Raw genomic sequence first — 18875 nt, 5'->3', positions numbered from 1 at the left:
TCAATGAAACATTAAAAATCATATGAAAACCAAACACAAAAAAATTATATTTTTAACAATATTGTTAAGTATTAGCATGCAAAATGTATTTGCGCAAATAATACCATACGATTTAAAATTAGAATATCGATCAAACCCTGAAGGTGTTGATGTTAAACAACCTCGTTTTTTTTGGAAACTAAAGTCTGAAGAATCTGGTCAGTTTCAAAAAGCTTATCAAATAATAGTTGCTACTTCAAAAGAAAAAATAGAAAAGAATTTAGGAGACGTTTTCCATTCTAAAAAAGTAAAAAGCAGTCAATCTACTCAAATAGAATATCAAGGGATACCATTAAAATCAGCATCTCAATATTATTGGAAAGTAAGAGTTTGGGATAAAAATAATAGCGTTTCAAAATGGAGTAAAACCGCTACTTTTTCAACAGGGTTATTAGAAAAAGAAGATTGGAAAGGTGCACAATGGATTGCTTGGAAAAATCAAGATGAATGGGCAACTGAATGGTGGCGAAAAAAGGAAGTTGAATCTAAAACCATCGAGTTTCAATTGCCAAGTTATTTTGGAGCCCATTTAAATATGTTTGAACGCTATCATTTCTTTGATGATAAAAAACACGATGCAGCACCACTCTTACGTAAAGGTTTTAATGTAAAAAAGAAGGTTAAAAGTGCTAAAGCATACATCAGCGGAATTGGATATTATGAATTGTATATCAATGGTAAAAAAATAGGGAACTCTGTTTTAGATCCTGGTTGGACCGATTACCGCAAAACAATCTTATATGCCACTCACGACATTACAAAAGAGGTAAAAGATGGCAAAAATATGGCTGGTGTCATGTTAGGGCGTGGTTTTTATGGAATGATGGCTTACGATCATTGGGGATTTTATAAAAAAAGTGGTTGGATTGGACAGCCAAAATTAATATGTCGTATTAAAGTTGAATATGAAGACGGAACTACAAAAGATATTGTTAGCGATTTAAGCTGGAAAGTCACAGGCGGTCCTGTAGTTTACGATGGTCCACACATGGGCGAAATTTATGATGCTACTAAAGAAATTGAGGGTTGGAGTAAAGCTGGTTTAGATGATTCAAGTTGGGATACTGTAAACTCAGCACCACATCCTGGAGGAGAATTGGTTTCTCAGATGAACGAACCCATTCGTGTTACCAAAACATTTCATCCAATAGCTACAAAAAATTCAAGTAGAGGCCAATGGTTTGATGTAGGTACAAATATGTCTGGTTGGGTACGTTTACGTATCAAAAATGCTAAAAAGGGCCAACGTATTACTATTTATTTTGGAGAAAATGAAGATCCTATTACAGTAAGCCAACCAGGAGGACTTCAGCAAATGGCTTATGTTTGTAGAGGTGGTGGTGTGGAGTATGCCGAATGTCGTTTCTCATATAAAGCTTTTCGCTATATCAAAGTAAAAAGTTTCAGAAAACTAAAGTTTAAATTAGAGGATGTAGAAGTAAAATATGTGCATTCTGATGTACCAAAAGTGGGGCATTTTGAATCCTCTGACAAAACCTTAAATGCAGTACACGAGATCTGCAGAAAATCTTTGATTTTTAATTTACATAGTATCCCTACAGATTGTCCACATCGTGAAAAAAACGGATGGCTGGGTGATGCTGTTACAGGAATGGAATTTGGTATGGCTAATTACGATTTAGCTGCTTTGATGACTAAATTTACGAGAGATATTTTTGATGGACAAGATAAATTTGGTGGAATTCCTGCAATAGTTCCTGCCAATTATTATGGTCCAGGAAAATCGAGTTTGTGGTCATCTGCAGGAATTCATATTCCTTGGTATATGTACCAATATTATAACGATACACGTTTGTTTGATTTGTATTGGGATAAAATGATGCTTTTTATAAAACGCTCTTGGGAGTTCAATAATATTCCCGAAAAAGATGGGATGTTTAAAGAACGCTTTAATGATTGGGTTACGCCTTATGATGCTACCTATAAAGGACGAGGTAAACCTGGAGGAAATGAAGTAATTGCTTCTATGAACTTTTATTTAGTATTAAAACGTATGGCTTATATGGCTGATAAACTAGGAAAAAAGAAAGATAAAAAGCGATTAGAACAACAAGTAGAACGTATTCATAAAGGTTTACAAAAATGGGCTTTTGATGAAGAAAAAGTAGAATATGTAGGGTTAAAACCATTTCATGAATTTTTACCTGTTGTAAATATCTTGGCATTAAATTACGGCATTGTCCCAGAAAAATATAGAGAACAATTAGAAAAAAAGGTAGTAAATAATATTGTAAAAGAGAAAGACCATCATTTATGGGGTGGTGTATTTACTGTGCATTCTGCGTATGAATATTTACCCAAAAATGGTTATGCAGATATGATGCATAAGGTAGTTGTAAATGAAGAATGGCCATCTTTTGGATGGATGATAAAAAATGGTGCTACAACATTGCCAGAAGGTTATAAATTCACGTCTTCAAACATTCATCATTTTATGGGTGCTGTAGATAATTTCTTTTACAGACACATGGTAGGTATTAATGTAGATGAATCCAATCCTGGGTTTCAAAACATCATCTTAAAACCCAACTTTATAAAAGCAATGGATTTTGCCAAAGCAAGTTACAATTCTATTCACGGAGAAATAAAAGCGGAATGGAAAAAGGTTTCAAATAAAGTTTACGAATATAAAATAGAAGTTCCTGTTAATTGTAGCGCACAAGTTATTTTGCCTAATGTAAAGTATAAAGTTAAGTCAGGAAAATATAGTTATCAAATTGAATTATAATAGAGTCATTGAAGTCTATTTGTAAAAATGAATAATATAATAATGGAAAAAAGTTTAAAAAATAAAAGTGCTTTGCTAAATCTTAAGTGGATTTGTTTAGTAACCTTAGTTGTTGTTATAACGAGTTGTCAGTCCAAAAGTAATGATATTACTATAGAAGATTTACGAACTGAATACCGCGTAAATCCCTTAGGAATTGACAATACAAGCCCTAGATTGAGTTGGAAATTGCAACAAGAAAATCCAGTTAGAGGACAAAAACAAACTGCTTATCAAATTTTAGTAGCAAGTAGTTTAGAAAATTTAAAAAATAATACTGGCGATGTTTGGGATTCTGGTACAGTAGATTCTAATCAATCTGTAAATAATACTTATAAAGGCGGTGAGTTACAATCTGCAAAAGCGTATTTCTGGAAAGTAAAGTTCTGGGATAAAGATGGAAATGCTTCTAATTGGAGTGAGCCTGCCAAGTTTTCAATGGGATTGTTACAACAATCAGACTGGAAAGGTGATTGGATTTTAAAATCCGATCAGAAAAAAACCGACCACAATTGGTATAGAAAAAATGTGACACTTACAGAGGAAGCTTCATCAGCATTTGTATTTGTAGGTTCATTTGGATACCACGAATTGTATGTAAATGGAGAAAAAATCACCGATAATGTGGCAAATCCTGTGTCTTCTTATATGAAGAAGAGAATTCCATACTTAACATATGATATCGCAGATAAACTAAAAAAAGGAGACAATGTTATTGCCATTTGGCACGCTGCAGGTTGGGCAAGATGGAAACGAATAAGAGAATATAGAATGGTGCCTTTTGTGTTTAAAGCACAAGCCGAAATTGTATCAGGAGGAGAACAAATCACTCTAAAAACGGATACCAGTTGGAAAACCAAAAAAAGCCATTCCGAATATTATGGCGATTGGGATATTTTGCGTTTTGGAGGTGAAACGATTGATGATAGCAAACGCGAAGATGATTGGAATACTCCTGAATATGATGATAGTAATTGGATGAATGCCAGTGTTTACAATCACAAGGAATTAAACTCCAAAATACCTGGTGGGAATAACATCAGTTTTGCGTTAAACAGCAGGAAAAATAGAGAAGTACGTGCCTTATATAGTCCAATTAGAGCAAAATTAAGTGCTCAAATGGTAGAACCTCAAGTAAAGTTTAAAGAAATAAAAGCCATTGGAGTAGATAAAATGGATAATGGAACCTATCGCATTGATATGGGTGAAAATTATACAGGATTTTTTGAAATGGACTTGTATAAAGGGAAAGAAGGCGATTCTATCCTGTTTGAAATAAGCGATCAAACCGAACGCATCATGAATTGGAGTCAAAAAAGCAAATACATATTCGGTAAATCAGGAAAAGGAAAATTCCAAAACCGATTTAATGTTGCTGGAGGTAGATGGATTACAGTTTATGGTTTGAATTACGAACCTAAAATAGAAGATGCAAAAGGCTATGTGGTTACGAATGATCGTAGGCAAATTAGCAAGTTTGAATCTTCAAGTGCGCAATTGAATCAAATTTATCAAATCAATTTAAATACCTATTTAGCCAATACAATGGATGGTATTTTGGTAGATTGTCCACATCGTGAACGTCGAGGTTGGGGAGAAGTTACAGTAGCTGCTATGTATGGTGATGCCTTACCGAATTTTGAAAGTGGGGCGTATATGGATCAATATCTTCAATATACTAGAGATGCACAATTAGCAGATGGTCAAACTAGAGCTGTATTAAATGAGGAAGATCGTCCGTTTTTAATGTGGAAAGCCAACAATCCATTAACCGTTTGGGAAACCTACAGAATGTTAGGTGATAAAAAAGTGCTAGAAGACAATTACAAATCGATGCAAAAATGGATGACTTGGTTGTATGAGCATTCTAATGCTAATACGGGTGGCGCTTTAATAATTGGAGAACAAGGAAAAAGAGAAATGCCAGGTTTGGGCGATTGGTGTACCCCACGTGGTAATTTTTGGACAAGTAGTAATTCTCCAGACGCAGCACATTTTAACAATTGTTTGTACGCTTTTATGTTAGAAAATGCAATGCATATTGCAGAGGAGTTAAACAAAACTGAAGATGCTAAAATCTATAAAGACAGACTAAAAATTCAACAGGAAGCAACCCATAAACTATCTTACAATCCAGAAACAGGTAAATACATAAAAGGCTATCAGGTAGATCAAGCCTTTGCGTTATTATCTGGTGTAACACCTGCATCTGAAAAAGAAAAAGTAGAAGCAAATTTAGCCGATAATGTCTTGTATAAATTTCCGTATTACGATACAGGAAGTTCTGGACAAGCTTTATACACGCGTTATTTTACGGAATCTGGAGAGCGTATGGATTTAATTTATGAGTTGTTGAGAGATAAACATCACCCTAGTTATGGGTATTTTTTAGAACAAGGTAAAACCGTTTGGCCAGAACGTTGGTCAGCAATTGGTAACAGCCAAATCCATACGTGTTATACAGGAATTGGTGGCTATTTTATCAAAGGTTTTGGCGGAATTCGACCAAATCCAGACCAATTAGGAATGCAAAATATGATGATCAAACCAGCACCTGTTGGCGACTTAACGTTTGCAAATACAAGCTATGAATCCATGTATGGAAACGTAGTTGTAAATTGGAAAAAAGAAGGGAAAGGTGCAACATTTCATATTGAAATTCCTGTGAATACAACCGCAAAAGTATATGTACCAGCAACAAGTAAAGAGAAGGTAAAAGAAAGTGGAGTTTTAGCAGAAAATGCTGAAAACGTAACTTTTGTAGGAACAGAAAAAAGTAAAGCTGTTGGTAATTATGTAATTTATAAGGTTACATCAGGAGTTTACAATTTTAAAGTTGATGAGTTACCAGTAACAAAATTTCCAGAACCTTTAGAAGATTTGAAAAATCTGGCAAAATTAGGAAGAATGAATGCCTCGTCTATGTTTATTAAAACAGAAAAACTACCCGTTTTTGAAGCATTTAGAGTAAATGATGAAGACGAGGAAACTCGTTGGTTGGCTACAGAAACCAAAAATCAATATTTGGAAGTGGAATGGATAAAACCTCAAACTTTTAATCAGGTTGTTGTTGATGAATTTGAAAAGAATATCACTTCTTATAAACTACAATATTGGGAAAATGATGAATGGAAGGATATTGTAAAAGGAAAAAATTGTGGAGTGAATAAAATGCACAAATTCGATGACATTACATCTACAAAATGTAGGTTGTTTATTGTTGATGCAAAACAAGCACCATCGATTAAAGAATTAAAGATCTCACTTTATAAAAAGTCAAACTAGTAAAATAGGAGTAAAACTTTTTTATAAAGTAGGAAAAGTCATTTAAGATAAAAAAACAGACTAGAAAATTATAAATTAAATACAGTGAAAAGTAATTTAATATTTATCATATTTATACTGCTTTTATTTTTAAGCTGCTCACAAAAAAGTGGAAGCAATCTAGAAAGTCCTTATGGCTTATCTGTTTCTGAAGGATTTCAAAATCCTTTAGGTTTCTATGATAGTATGCCGTCTTTTTCTTGGAAATTACCTAAAACAAGTGCTGTGAAAAAACAAAATGCATACAGTATTGTGGTAGCTTCGACGCCAGATTTATTACCAGATTCTCCTGATGTATGGTCTTCTGGAAAAGTGATGTCTAATCAATCTGTTTTTGTAAAATATGCTGGAAATCCATTAAAATCAAGACAAAAAATATATTGGCAGGTACGTTATTGGGGTTCAGAAAATAGTGTTTCCGATTGGAGTGAAATTTCCAGTATAGAAATGGGTTTACTCTCTAATGCAGATTGGAAAGCAAAATGGATAAAAATTCCCGATCCTAAAAAATGGGATACCACAAGATATGGTACTCGATTATTTAGACCTCAATATTTGAGAAAAGCATTCAACATAGATGCCGATATTAAAAAGGCACGTTTATACATTACCTCTAAAGGTGTTTTTAAGCCTTACGTTAATGGTGAAAAAATTACTGAAGATGTATTAACACCAGGGTGGACGCCTTATCGTAAACGGATAGAAACTTTAACTTATGATGTTACAGAAGCATTAAAAAAAGGAGAAAATACCATAGGAATGATTTTAGCTGAAGGATGGCATTCAGGGCGTTTTGGCCCACGCAGGAGATGGGACACTGTAATCGCACCACCGCGAGCCATATGTCAATTAGAAATTGAAGACGCCAAAGGTAAATTGAAAACGATTACGAGTAATAACAGTTGGAAAGCCACAAGAAATGGCCCTGTAAGAGTTGCTGGTTTATATGATGGCGAAACATACGATGCTAATTTTGAACTACCAAATTGGAACCAACCTGGTTTTGATGACAGCTCTTGGGAGAGCGTTACAACAGAAGAAATAGATTCAAAAACAAAACTTTTTCCTAAAAAACATGCCGCAATAAAAAATAAACAAATCCTGCATCCTGTTAAAATGACGGTTCAGAAAACGAATCAGGTTTTATTTGATTTGGGTCAAAATATGGTAGGTGTAGTAGATTTAAAAATTCCAGTAAAAAAGGGTGATACTATACAATTAAGACACGGCGAGATGCTGAATTCTGAAGGTAAATTATTCACTAAAAACTTGGGTTCTGCAAAAGCCACAGATTATTACATAGCAAAAGAAGATAATACCATTTCTTGGCAACCAGAATTTACGTTTCACGGTTTTCGTTATGTAGAATTAAGCGGATTTAATAAAGATTTCACTGCCCAAAAATCATGGGTAACAGGCATTGTACAGCACTCCGATTTTGATATGTCTGGTAATTTTCATTCTTCAAATGACAAATTAAATCAGTTACATAGCAATATTCAATGGGGTTTACGCGGCAACTTTTTTGATGTTCCCCTAGATTGCCCACAACGAAGCGAACGTTTAGGGTGGACAGGTGATGCTCAGGTTTTTATACCAACATCTTTATTTTTATCTGATACGCATGCCTTTTGGTCTGCGTGGTTAAATAGTATGAGAGAAGAGCAATTTAATAATGGCGGTATTCCTGTGGTGGTTCCAAATTTTACTGGAAATTTTGCTCAAGCAGGTTGGTCTGATGCTTGCACTATAGTACCTTGGGAATTGTATTATAGAACTGGAGATATTAAGGTGCTTGAAGACAACTATGATATGATGCAAAAATGGTGCGATTATCATACTTCAGAAGCAACCAATAATATCAGCCACATGTCTACGGTTGGCGATTGGTTGCAACCTTATTCACAACAAAAAGATGATAGAAGAGGAGATACCCCAAACACACTCATATCAACCGCTTTTTATGCCTATTCGGTGCAGTTAACCATGCAAAGTGCAGCAATTTTAGGATTAGAAGACGACGCGAATTACTATCGTGAATTGTTAAGTTCTATAAACCAGGCTTTTGAAAAAGAGTATTTTGATAATAACGGACAAATAAAAGCACCTTATACGCCAACGCAAACAGGCTATCTTTTAGCGCTTGGCTTTAATTTATTATCTCCAAAAACGGCAAATCAAGCTATAAACCATTTAGTTAAAGAAATAGCAGCCACACAAAATCATTTACGCACCGGGTTTATCGGTACACCTTTGTTAGCTTCAGTTTTAGATAAATATGGACAAACCGATTTGCTTTATAATATTTTATTCAAAGAAACCTATCCTTCTTGGTTTTATAGTATCAACCAAGGCGCTACCACCATGTGGGAACGATGGGATGGTTACACCCACGATAAGGGGTTTGCTAATAGAGCATTATCTTTTAATCACTACGCTTACGGAGCTATTGGACAATGGTTGTACGAGCGTACTGCAGGTATTGCGCCATTGAAAGCTGGTTATAAAAAAATACAATTTGCACCATTACCTCATCAAACACTTTCAGCAGTATCTGCAGATTACGAATCCAATTACGGTAAAATTAAGTCGAAATGGAAGTTTAAAGGCAATGATTTTATATACAATATCGTAGTACCACCAAACACCACAGCAAAGGTTGTGCTCCCTAAGTTTAATAACATGCCAGATATTAGCATGAATGGAAAAAAAATAGATGTCACTATAAAAAATGAAAAAGTAAACATAGATAATTTACAAAGTGGGGCATACGAGTTCATCTATAAAAATACCCACTAAAAAAAGTATAGGATTAAAATAGAATATTAAAAATAATAAAAATACAGATACATGTTTTTAAGTAAAAAAGTAAAACTATTGATGCTGTCATCAATCTTTATATTGATGCTTTGGTCTTGTGAAAATTCAAAAAACTACGAGATTGTAAAATCAGGCTTTGTAAAACCAACGGAAGACAATACGATATGGTGCTATTGGTATTGGATTAACGACGATATCTCTAAAGATGGAATTACCAAAGATTTATTGGCGATGAAAAAAGCGGGTATTGGAGGGGCGCTAATTGGTAACATCAATCCAGCACATAGAGATGGAAAAGTACCTATGCTAAGCGAAGATTGGTGGTCTCATATGGTACATGCAGTAGAAGAAGGTAAACGTATTGGGGTAGATATTGGGGTATTCAACTGCCCAGGATGGAGCCAAAGTGGCGGACCATGGGTAGATTATACAAAAGCCATGCGTTACCTAACTTATAGTGAAACGAAAGTTGTAGGAGGAAAAACACTTGATATAGTATTGGCTCAGCCTAAAAAAGAATTTCAAGACACGCATACGCTTGCATTTAAAACATCAAATTTAGAAGAAAAGAGCACCCAACATATTCCAACAAAAATAACAGCTAATTGGCAAGATGTTAATGTCGGTATTCTAAATGATGGGAATAAGAAAAACGATACCAGTTTCGAGCCAAAAAAGGGAGAGACTTTAGCTATTAATTTTCAACTATCAGAACCCATTACAACGCGTTCTATTACTGTAATACCAAGCAGACCATTTAAATGTAAGATGAGCCTTTTTGCAGTTGTAGATGGTAAAGAAGAACTTATTAAAGAATTTCAGTTCGACCGTTTTCGTATTACACCTAATGTAGCCTCTATTGAAACAGGAGATTTTGCTACGGTATTGCCAGAAACAAAAGCACAAGAGTTTGTGTTAAAATGTACCAATTTCAGAACAAAAAGAAAAGCAGGTTTTGGTTTTGCTGAAATTACGATTTCTGAAGCATTGGTATTAGACAAATATATAGAGAAACAATTGGGTAAGATGAATTCCACGCCAGGTATTAAATGGGATTCTTACATTTTTGGAAAGCAAGATGAAATTAAAGATAAAAGTCTGTCTATAAACCCAGATAATATTGTTGATTTAAGCAATAAACTTGATGAAAATGGGAATTTAACTTGGGATGTACCAAAAGGCAACTGGACAATTATGCGTATGGGAATGACGCCAACAGGTACAAAAAATGCACCAGCTGCACCCCAAGGTGTGGGTTATGAAATAGACAAAATGAATAGCGATTTGGCACAATACCATTTTGATAATTTTGTAGGTGAATTGTTAAAACGTGTTCCTGAAGAAAGCAAATCAGCGTTTAAATATGTCGTGGCCGATAGTTATGAACAAGGCTCTCAAAACTGGACGGATGGATATGAATTAAAATTCAAAGAAAAATATGGCTATGACCCTGTGCCATTTTTACCGGTACTATCTGGTAGAATTGTAGGAAGTGTGGAGTTATCCGAACGTTTTCTGTGGGATTTACGTCGTTCTATTGCAGATGATGTCGCTTATGAATACGTTGGAGGACTACGAAAAGCAAGTAACAAACACAACTTAAAAACTTGGTTAGAAAACTATGGGCACTGGGGGTTTCCAGGAGAATTTATGATGTACGGAGGGCAATCCGATTTAATTTCTGGAGAATTTTGGAACGAAGGAACACTGGGTAATATCGAGTGTAAAGCGTCCTCATCAACAGCCCATACCTACGGAAAACCAATTACGTCAGCAGAAGCCTTTACTTCCTCAAGAAGAGCCTATTTAAGACATCCTGCAATGCTGAAAAAGCGAGGCGATTGGGCATTAACAGAGGGTATCAATCACTTTGTATTGCATTTGTACATTCAGCAACCCGATGATAATAGAAAACCGGGTATGAATGCTTGGTTTGGTACCGAGTTTAACCGCCACAATACGTGGTTTAGTCAAGCAGACAGTTATTTCGATTATCTACGTCGTTGTCAACATTTATTACAACAAGGAAAATACGTTGCAGATGTATGTTATTATATAGGAGAAGATGCTCCTGTTATGACGGGTGTGCGTCAACCAGAAATCCCAAAAGGCTATTCTTACGATTATATAAACGCAGAGGTTATTCTAAATAGATTGTCTGTAAAAGATGGACGATTTGTGTTGCCAGACGGCATGTCGTATAAAGTGATGGTATTGCCACCATTTAAAACCATGCGTCCAGAATTATTAGCCAAAGTTGAACAGTTGGTGCAACAAGGTGGAACTATTTTAGGACCAAAACCAGAAAAATCACCAAGTTTAGAAAATTATCCAATGGCTGATACGCAAGTAAAAGAATTAGTCGATAAAATGTGGCATGGCGATTACGCTAATGGTAAAATGAATGTGAATTATGGTGAAGGTAAAATTTGGGATGGTTACGAATTACCAGAAGTATTTGAAAGTTTAAATTTAAAAAAGGATGTTGATGTGCCAGAAGATGCGCCAGTATTATGGATACACAGAAATATGCCTGGAATGGATATTTATTTTATAACAAATCAGAGTGATGAAACTATTAATTTGTCTCCTGTTTTTCGTGTAGATACAAAGATGAAACCACAATTATGGAATGCTATAAGCGGAGAAATTAGAGCGTTGCCAGATTATGAAGTTACAGAAACAGGTATTAAGGTACCACTAAAAATGGAGGCTGCTCAAAGTTGGTTTGTTGTATTTAGCAAAACCTCTGCAACTGATGAAAAGGCAATCAAAACCTCTAATTTTCCAGAATACAAACCTTTAGTAACATTAGATAAAGATTTTAATGTCGATTTTAAAAACAAAGACATTGGACCAAAAGATCCCGTAATTTTTAATGATTTACAAGATTGGTCTAGATCAGAAAATGAGCAAATAAAATACTATTCAGGAAACGCAGTGTATACCAAAACATTCACTATTGATGAGCTTCCAAAAGATGAAGATATTTACATCAACTTAGGAAAATTATCAGTAATGGCTAAAGTAAAATTAAACGGAAAAGCTATTGGAGGCGTTTGGATGGCGCCTTACCGACTAAATATTTCCGAAGCCATTAAAAAAGGTGAAAATACTTTAGAAATTGAAGTGGTAAATCTTTGGAGAAATCAATTGATAAGAGATAAATCGCGGAACAAAGATGAAAAGTACACGTGGATCGTTATCGATAAAATTACCCCAGAGTCTACATTGCAAAAGTCAGGTTTATTAGGGCCAGTTGTAATTGAAACTTTTAAATAACTAATACAAAAGATGAAACATTTTATCATACTATTATGTGCATTACAATTAATCTCTTGTAAATCTAAGCAAGAGGTTAAAACAGATGTAAAAAAACAACCCAATGTTGTGTTTATTTTAACCGATCAATGGAGAGCGCAAGACCTTGGTTTTGCAGGTAACAATCAAGTGATTACACCAACGTTAAATGGTTTGTCAAAAGAAGCTGTGGTTTTTACCAATGCCATTTCAAATATTCCTGTTTGTACGCCAGCACGTGCGTCTTTAATGACTGGAAAATACCCACTTAGTCACGGCCTTTTTTATAATGATAAACCTTTAAAATCAGAAGAAAATTGTATTGCCGAAGTATATAAAGAAAATGGTTATAACACAGGGTATATTGGCAAATGGCATATCAATGGTCACCCTCAAGGGATGAAAAACTACAAAGGAAGACAACTTCCTGTTAAAGCCGATCGTCGTCAAGGTTTTGACTATTGGAAAGTACACGAATGTACTCACAATTATAATAATTCTATTTATTATGATGAAAACGATGTAAAACACAAATGGGAAGGTTATGATGCTATTGCACAAACAAAAGATGCCATAAAATATATGCAAGCTAATAAAGAAAATCCTTTTGTGTTGTTCTTGTCTTATGGACCGCCACACGCTCCTTATCAAACAGCACCTCAAAAGTATAAGAATTTGTATAAAGGTATGGATATTAAGTTGCGACCTAATGTACCAGAAAATAGAGCTAAAAAAGCTAAGGAAGACATCAAAGGGTATTATGCCCATATATCAGCATTAGACGATTGTATTGCTGCACTTCAAAAAGAAATTAAAGATTTAGGCATCGAAGAAAACACCATTTTTGTGTTAACATCAGATCACGGAGATATGTTATATTCTCATTCGCAGGTTAAGAAACAAAAGCCGTGGGAAGAGTCTATAAATGTCCCTTTTATTATAAAATATCCAGCCAAATTAAAAGGCGGTACAAAAATGACAAAAATGTTTTCATTCCCTGATATTATGCCTACTCTGTTGGGGATGTCTAATTTGCCTATCCCAGAATCAGTACAAGGTATTGATTATACAGGACAATTATTGGGTACAGAAGAATTAGACGTAGAGGCTGCTTTAATTACCTGTCCAGTTCCTTTTCATCAATGGAAATATAAGCGAGGTGGTCGCGAGTACAGAGGTGTAAGAACAGAAAAATACACTTATGTAAAAGATCTTAAAGGCCCTTGGTTGTTGTATGATAATGTGAAGGATCCTTATCAGTTAAATAATGTTGCAGGAAAAGCAGCCTATGCAGACATTCAAGCTGATTTAGAGAATAAGCTGCAAACAATTTTAGATAAAAATAATGATGAATTTTTACCAGCAGAAGCATATATGAAAGCTTGGGGATATCAATGGGATGGTAATGATAATGAAAAAAAACACGTGCATTAAATGTTTAAAATGAAAATAAATACTAACTTTTTGCTTCTACTAGTTTTAGTAGCAGTTCTGTTTTTAGAGTCCTGTTCTCAAAAACAAAATAGTATGCAGCCAAAGGAATTGACTGTGAGCGAGCAGTTTAAAAATCCAATGGGTTTTTACGACGCTACGCCTTCTTTTTCTTGGAAATTACCAGAAAATGTAGGGTACCAAACTGCTTATTCTATTGTTGCTGCGAGTCGTCTAGATTTACTGTCTAGTGCACCAGATATTTGGGATTCTGGTAAAGTAACATCCGACCAAACACTTTATGTCCCTTACAAAGGCACTGCGTTAACATCAAGACAAAAAGTATATTGGCAGGTGCGGTTTTGGGATGAAAAAGGCAATAAATCAGATTGGAGTGAAGTTGCTCATTTTGAGCTTGGATTGTTAAATAATGAAGACTGGTCAGGAAAATGGATGAGTATTCCTCATAATCAACTTACAGAATTAGATTACAGAGGATCGCTATTATTCCCTGCCCAATACATCCGCAAGGAAATTAATATAGATAAAACTATAAAAAAAGCACGCTTATATATTACTGCCAAAGGAATTTACGAGGCTTACATCAATGGTAAAAAAGTAGGCGAAGATATTATGCCTCCAGGTTGGGTGCCTTATCGTAAATATATTCCAACACTTACTTATGAAGTTACAGATATGTTAAAGGAAGGCAAAAATACGATTGCTTTTGCACTTGCTGAAGGTTGGTATGCTGGTAAAATTTATTTAAGAGGTAGAAAAAAGAAGCACGGTCTTACACCAGCGTTATTATGTCAGCTAGAAATGGAACATAATGAAGGAAAAACTATAGTTGTTTCAGATGAAAATTGGAAAGTAACTAAAGATGGCCCTATTCGTATTGCCAAAATTTATGATGGTGAAACTTATGATGCTAATTTCGAATTAGGCAATTGGCACACCAATAACTATGATGATACAAAATGGCACAAAGTGCAAACTCGAAATATAGAAAAATCAGTTTTATTATTGCCTAAACGCTTTGAAACGGTTGTAGATAGGGAAGCATTGGAGGTTAAAAGTATGCATGAGCCTTATGCGAATACAACAATTTTTAATATGGGTCAGAATAATGTTGGTGTTCCAGTAGTTAAAGTTCCGATGATAAAAGGCGATACTTTAAAAATTCGTTTTGCTGAAATGCTAGATCGCGACAGTACGATTTACACAACCAATTATCGATCGGCAAAATCTACAGATTATTATGTTGCTGCCAAAAATGGTACGATAACTTATAAACCCACTTTTACGTTTCACGGGTATCAATATGTAGAACTAAGTGGTTATGCAAAAGGTGCGAAACCAGAAAAAAACTGGGTAAAATCCATTGTTCAATATTCTAACTTTAAGAAGAATGGTACTTTTGAATCCTCACACGAAAAATTAAATCAACTACAAAGTAATATTAGTTGGGGTATGAAAGGGAACTTTTTTGACATACCAACTGATTGCCCACAGCGAGACGAGCGTTTAGGTTGGACAGGCGATGCACAAATTATTGCACCCACATCTATGTTTCATAACAATATGTATGCTTTTTGGGCAGGCTGGTTGCAAAGTGTACGCTATGAGCAATTTGAAGACGGAGGCATCCCTTGGGTAGTCCCTAATAATTTGGGTAAAAGACACTCTTCAGGTTGGGCAGATGCCATTGTTATTATTCCTTGGGAATTGTATTTTAGAACAGGCGACAAAGAGGTTTTAGAAGAAAACTATGAAGCGATGGTAAAATGGACAAACTATTGCACAAATCAGGCAATAGAACATATTCCCGATATTAAGTCGTTTGGCGATTGGTTGCAACCACTTACAAAAAATGGACGTGCAGCAGGCGATGTATCTAAAGAACTCATAAAAATGGCCTACTATGCCCACAGTGTTGATTTAGTATCTAAAAGTGCTCGTGTATTAGGGAAAATTCAGGAGGCTGAAAACTTCGCTATACTTCACGATTCCATTAAATCGGCTTTTGAGAAACGTTGGTTTCATGCAGATGGACGTGCTAAGCATAAAGTTGAAACACAAACCCATTATTTAGTTGCCTTAGAGTTTGAACTCTTGTCAGACGAAATGGAAGTTAAGGCTATAAAGCATCTTAAGCGTTTAATCGCTGAGTATGATAATCATTTGCGCACCGGTTTTTTAGGAACGCCTATATTGCCTTTGGTGCTGGATAAAGCGGGGGAGTATGATTTGATGTATGATATTTTGTTCAAAGAAACCTATCCATCGTGGTTTTATTCCATCAATCAAGGGGCTACAAGCATGTGGGAACGTTGGGATAGTTATACTAAAAAGGATGGTTTCCATAAAGATGGTATGAACTCCTTTAACCATTATGCTTATGGTGCCATTGGGCGTTGGATGTATGAGCGTATAGCAGGTATAAAGCCGATTAAGGTAGCTTATAAAGCAATAGAAATTGCGCCCATTCCAGGAGGACCCTTAACAGCTGCAGCTGCAACTTATAATTCGCCTTATGGAGAAGTGAGTTCTAGTTGGAAACTCGAGAACAACCAATTTACACTAGACATAAAAGTACCACCAAACACAACAGCTCAAGTTACAGTACCCGCTAATACCCAAAAAAATATAAAGGTTAACGGTGTTATTTTTATGGAAAGTTTAGCTATTAAATTACTAAATAAAACGGAGAATACTTTTGTTTTTGAGGCGAAGCCTGGTACCTATTCATTTGAAACTAATTATTAAACAGAAACTATTTATTACTAAAAAACAGATTACAATTATGAAAAAAAATCTAATATTATTACTACTTATGTTGAATTTTTCCTTGGTATTTTCTAACGATTGGAACAATGCCCAATGGATTTGGCAACAAGAAGATGGTCCATCAAACACTTGGATGAGTTTTAGAAAAACAATTTCTGTAGATGAAATCCCAGCTATTGCAGAGGCAAATATTGCCGTTGATAGTAAATTTTGGCTATGGATAAATGGGGAGATGGTACTTTTTGAAGGCGGACTCTCTAGAGGACCAAGTCAAGCAGGAGATTGGGATAGGAAGAAAAAAATAACACCTACAAACTCTTGGTACGATATAGTAAACATTCAACCATATCTTAAAAAAGGAGAAAATACAATTGCTATTTTAGCTTGGTATTGGGGTCGTGAAACCCATAAAGGAACACATATAGATAGTGGAAAAGGCGGTTTGTTATTTTCAGCACAAATTGGAAGTCAAAAGCTTGTTTCTGATGCCTCGTGGAAAGCATTACAACATCCTGGATACGATAACACTATTGCCCCAGCAAGTAAAAATTTAGTACAATACAGCGTTAAATACAACGCTCAAAATTCCATGAATGACTGGGCAGATAATGCTTGGCATACGGCTAATTTTAATGATAGCAAATGGCCAAAAGCAATAGAAAAAGGAATAGCTGGCACAGCACCTTGGTACAGTTTAGAAAAGAATTTTGTACCTAAACTCGTCAACCACGGTTTACAAGATTATGAAAACCATTCAGAATTGCAATTACCGTTTACAAGCAAAGGGCAAACCATTATATGCAAGCTGCCTTTTAATAAGCAAATAACCCCTTATTTGGAAATTGAAGCCAAAGCTGGCGATAGTATCTATATAACAACAGATGATGTTCGTAATCAAATACATGCCACGTACATTGCAAAAGCTGGAATTCAGAAATTTGAAAGTTTTTCTTGGATGAATGGTCATGAAATACAGTACACGATTCCAGAAGGTGTTAAAGTAAAAGCATTAAAGTACAGATGGATGAGTGTAGGCGAAATGGTTGGTAAATTTCAAATTGACGATCCATTTTATAATCGTTTGTGGTGGATGGGAAATAATACGCTTTTTGTTTGTGCTCGCGATAATTTTATGGATTGTCCTGATAGAGAACGTGCATTATGGATTGGTGATGTAGCAGACCAAGTGGGTTATTTATTTTATTCCATGGATAACTCAGGGCGTCAGTTATTAAAAAAAGCTATTTTACAAACCACAGCATTTAGTGAAAATGGTGTGATTGGTGCTTTAGGACCATTAAGAGTTCGTGAGTTGGTTGCGCAAAGTTTACAATTTATAGCTCAAGGTATTTGGCCTTATTATTTAAATACGGGCGATAAAGAGACTCTAGAAAAAGCCTATCCTTTTGTTTATGATTATTTAGCATTATTTCCAATGCAAGAAAACGGATTGCCAGAATATCGTAAAAGGAAAAGTCCAGATTCTTGGGACTGGGTAGATTGGGGGGTTAAAAATACTGCTGATAAAGAACCGATACAAATGGCATTTTATTATTTAGCATTAAAAGAAGCTAAAAAGATGGCAGATATTTTAGGTAAAAAGGCAGATATAAAATGGTACGAAGATAGAATGAAAACTATGAAACCGGCGTTTGATAAAGCGTATTGGAAAGATGGTTTTTATACCACAAATAAAGAAAAGTTAAAAGACGATAGAGCCAATGCTATTGCTATTGTTTCAGGAATTGCAAATCCAAATTATTATAATCAAATTGTAGATAATGTCTTAATCCCAAATCGTTATTCGAGTCCACATTTTGAATGGCTTGTAGAAGAAGCGATGTGTATTTCAGGACGATATGCAGCATCTTTGGAAAGAATGAAAGACCAATATAAAGGACAAGTAGATAAGAAATCGATGACTACTTTATACGAAAAATTTCCAAAAGGTGGAAGTTATAACCACGCTTGGAATGGTTCTAATAAAATTTTATCAAAATATATTGCAGGAGTAGAACCAACTAAGCCAGCCTGGAGCGAGTATCAAATTATGCCAAACTTGGTAGATTTTAAGCAGTTGAAAAAAATCATTCCAACAGTAAAAGGAAATATAGAAATTGATTTGGAATTAAAAGAAACTACTTACCAGATAACATTAAAATCCCCAGAAAATACCAAGGCTATTATAGGGATACCTAAAACAGATAAAGTTATTAAAGAAGTATGGGTTAATGAAAAGTGTATATGGAAAAAAGGGAAAAATAAAAAGAAACTTAATGGCTTGGTTTATAGCAGTGAAGATTCTAAATATTTGAAATTTAAAGCAAATTCTGGAACTTGGTATGTTAAAGCAATTTATAAATAATAAAAGGCTTATTTTAAG

7 protein-coding genes are annotated in these 18875 nt (G+C 34.9%); all 7 read left to right on the top strand.

Annotation, left to right across the window (positions count from 1 at the left end; translation table 11 throughout):
* Nucleotides 1-22 precede the first annotated feature (22 nt).
* The 7 genes from FP421_RS14415 to FP421_RS14385 all read left to right on the top strand — a co-directional run bounded on the left by FP421_RS14415 (nucleotide 23) and on the right by FP421_RS14385 (nucleotide 18857).
* Nucleotides 23-2788 (top strand): family 78 glycoside hydrolase catalytic domain, encoded by a 2766-nt coding sequence (locus FP421_RS14415; RefSeq protein ID WP_159951819.1) that lies wholly within the window; start codon nucleotides 23-25, stop codon nucleotides 2786-2788.
* A 27-nt stretch (nucleotides 2789-2815) separates the two neighbouring features.
* Complete coding sequence (locus FP421_RS14410; RefSeq protein ID WP_159951817.1) at nucleotides 2816-6112, top strand: family 78 glycoside hydrolase catalytic domain; 3297 nt, start codon at nucleotides 2816-2818, stop codon at nucleotides 6110-6112.
* 84 nt (nucleotides 6113-6196) lie between these two features.
* A complete protein-coding gene (locus tag FP421_RS14405) occupies nucleotides 6197-8950 on the top strand; it encodes an alpha-L-rhamnosidase (protein ID WP_236548133.1) in 2754 nt (917 codons plus the stop codon).
* A gap of 51 nt (nucleotides 8951-9001) precedes the next feature.
* Nucleotides 9002-12253 carry a glycosyl hydrolase gene (locus tag FP421_RS14400; protein WP_236548132.1) on the top strand — a complete coding sequence of 1084 codons (3252 nt, stop codon included), beginning with the start codon at nucleotides 9002-9004 and terminating at the stop codon, nucleotides 12251-12253.
* A 12-nt stretch (nucleotides 12254-12265) separates the two neighbouring features.
* Entirely contained in the window at nucleotides 12266-13705 is a 1440-nt protein-coding gene (locus FP421_RS14395; RefSeq protein WP_159951815.1) for a sulfatase family protein, read from the top strand.
* 93 nt (nucleotides 13706-13798) lie between these two features.
* Entirely contained in the window at nucleotides 13799-16471 is a 2673-nt protein-coding gene (locus FP421_RS14390) for a family 78 glycoside hydrolase catalytic domain (protein ID WP_236548131.1), read from the top strand.
* Between the two features lie 37 nt (nucleotides 16472-16508).
* A complete protein-coding gene (locus FP421_RS14385; protein ID WP_159951811.1) occupies nucleotides 16509-18857 on the top strand; it encodes an alpha-L-rhamnosidase-related protein in 2349 nt (782 codons plus the stop codon).
* Nucleotides 18858-18875: the final 18 nt, after the last annotated feature.

This window comes from Polaribacter septentrionalilitoris, from assembly GCF_009832745.1.
GTDB classification, from domain to species: Bacteria; Bacteroidota; Bacteroidia; order Flavobacteriales; family Flavobacteriaceae; genus Polaribacter; species Polaribacter septentrionalilitoris.
Note: the sequence above shows the minus strand (reverse complement) of the source record. Positions and strands in the feature narration are given on the sequence as shown.

Excerpts from the sequence above, each read along its gene's own strand:
- FP421_RS14415 (WP_159951819.1), top strand. The coding sequence starts at position 23 with ATGAAAACCAAACACAAAAAAATTATATTTTTAACAATATTGTTAAGT.
- FP421_RS14410 (WP_159951817.1), top strand. The coding sequence starts at position 2,816 with ATGAATAATATAATAATGGAAAAAAGTTTAAAAAATAAAAGTGCTTTG.
- FP421_RS14400 (WP_236548132.1), top strand. The coding sequence starts at position 9,002 with ATGTTTTTAAGTAAAAAAGTAAAACTATTGATGCTGTCATCAATCTTT.
- FP421_RS14395 (WP_159951815.1), top strand. The coding sequence starts at position 12,266 with ATGAAACATTTTATCATACTATTATGTGCATTACAATTAATCTCTTGT.
- FP421_RS14390 (WP_236548131.1), top strand. The coding sequence starts at position 13,799 with ATGCAGCCAAAGGAATTGACTGTGAGCGAGCAGTTTAAAAATCCAATG.
- FP421_RS14385 (WP_159951811.1), top strand. The coding sequence starts at position 16,509 with ATGAAAAAAAATCTAATATTATTACTACTTATGTTGAATTTTTCCTTG.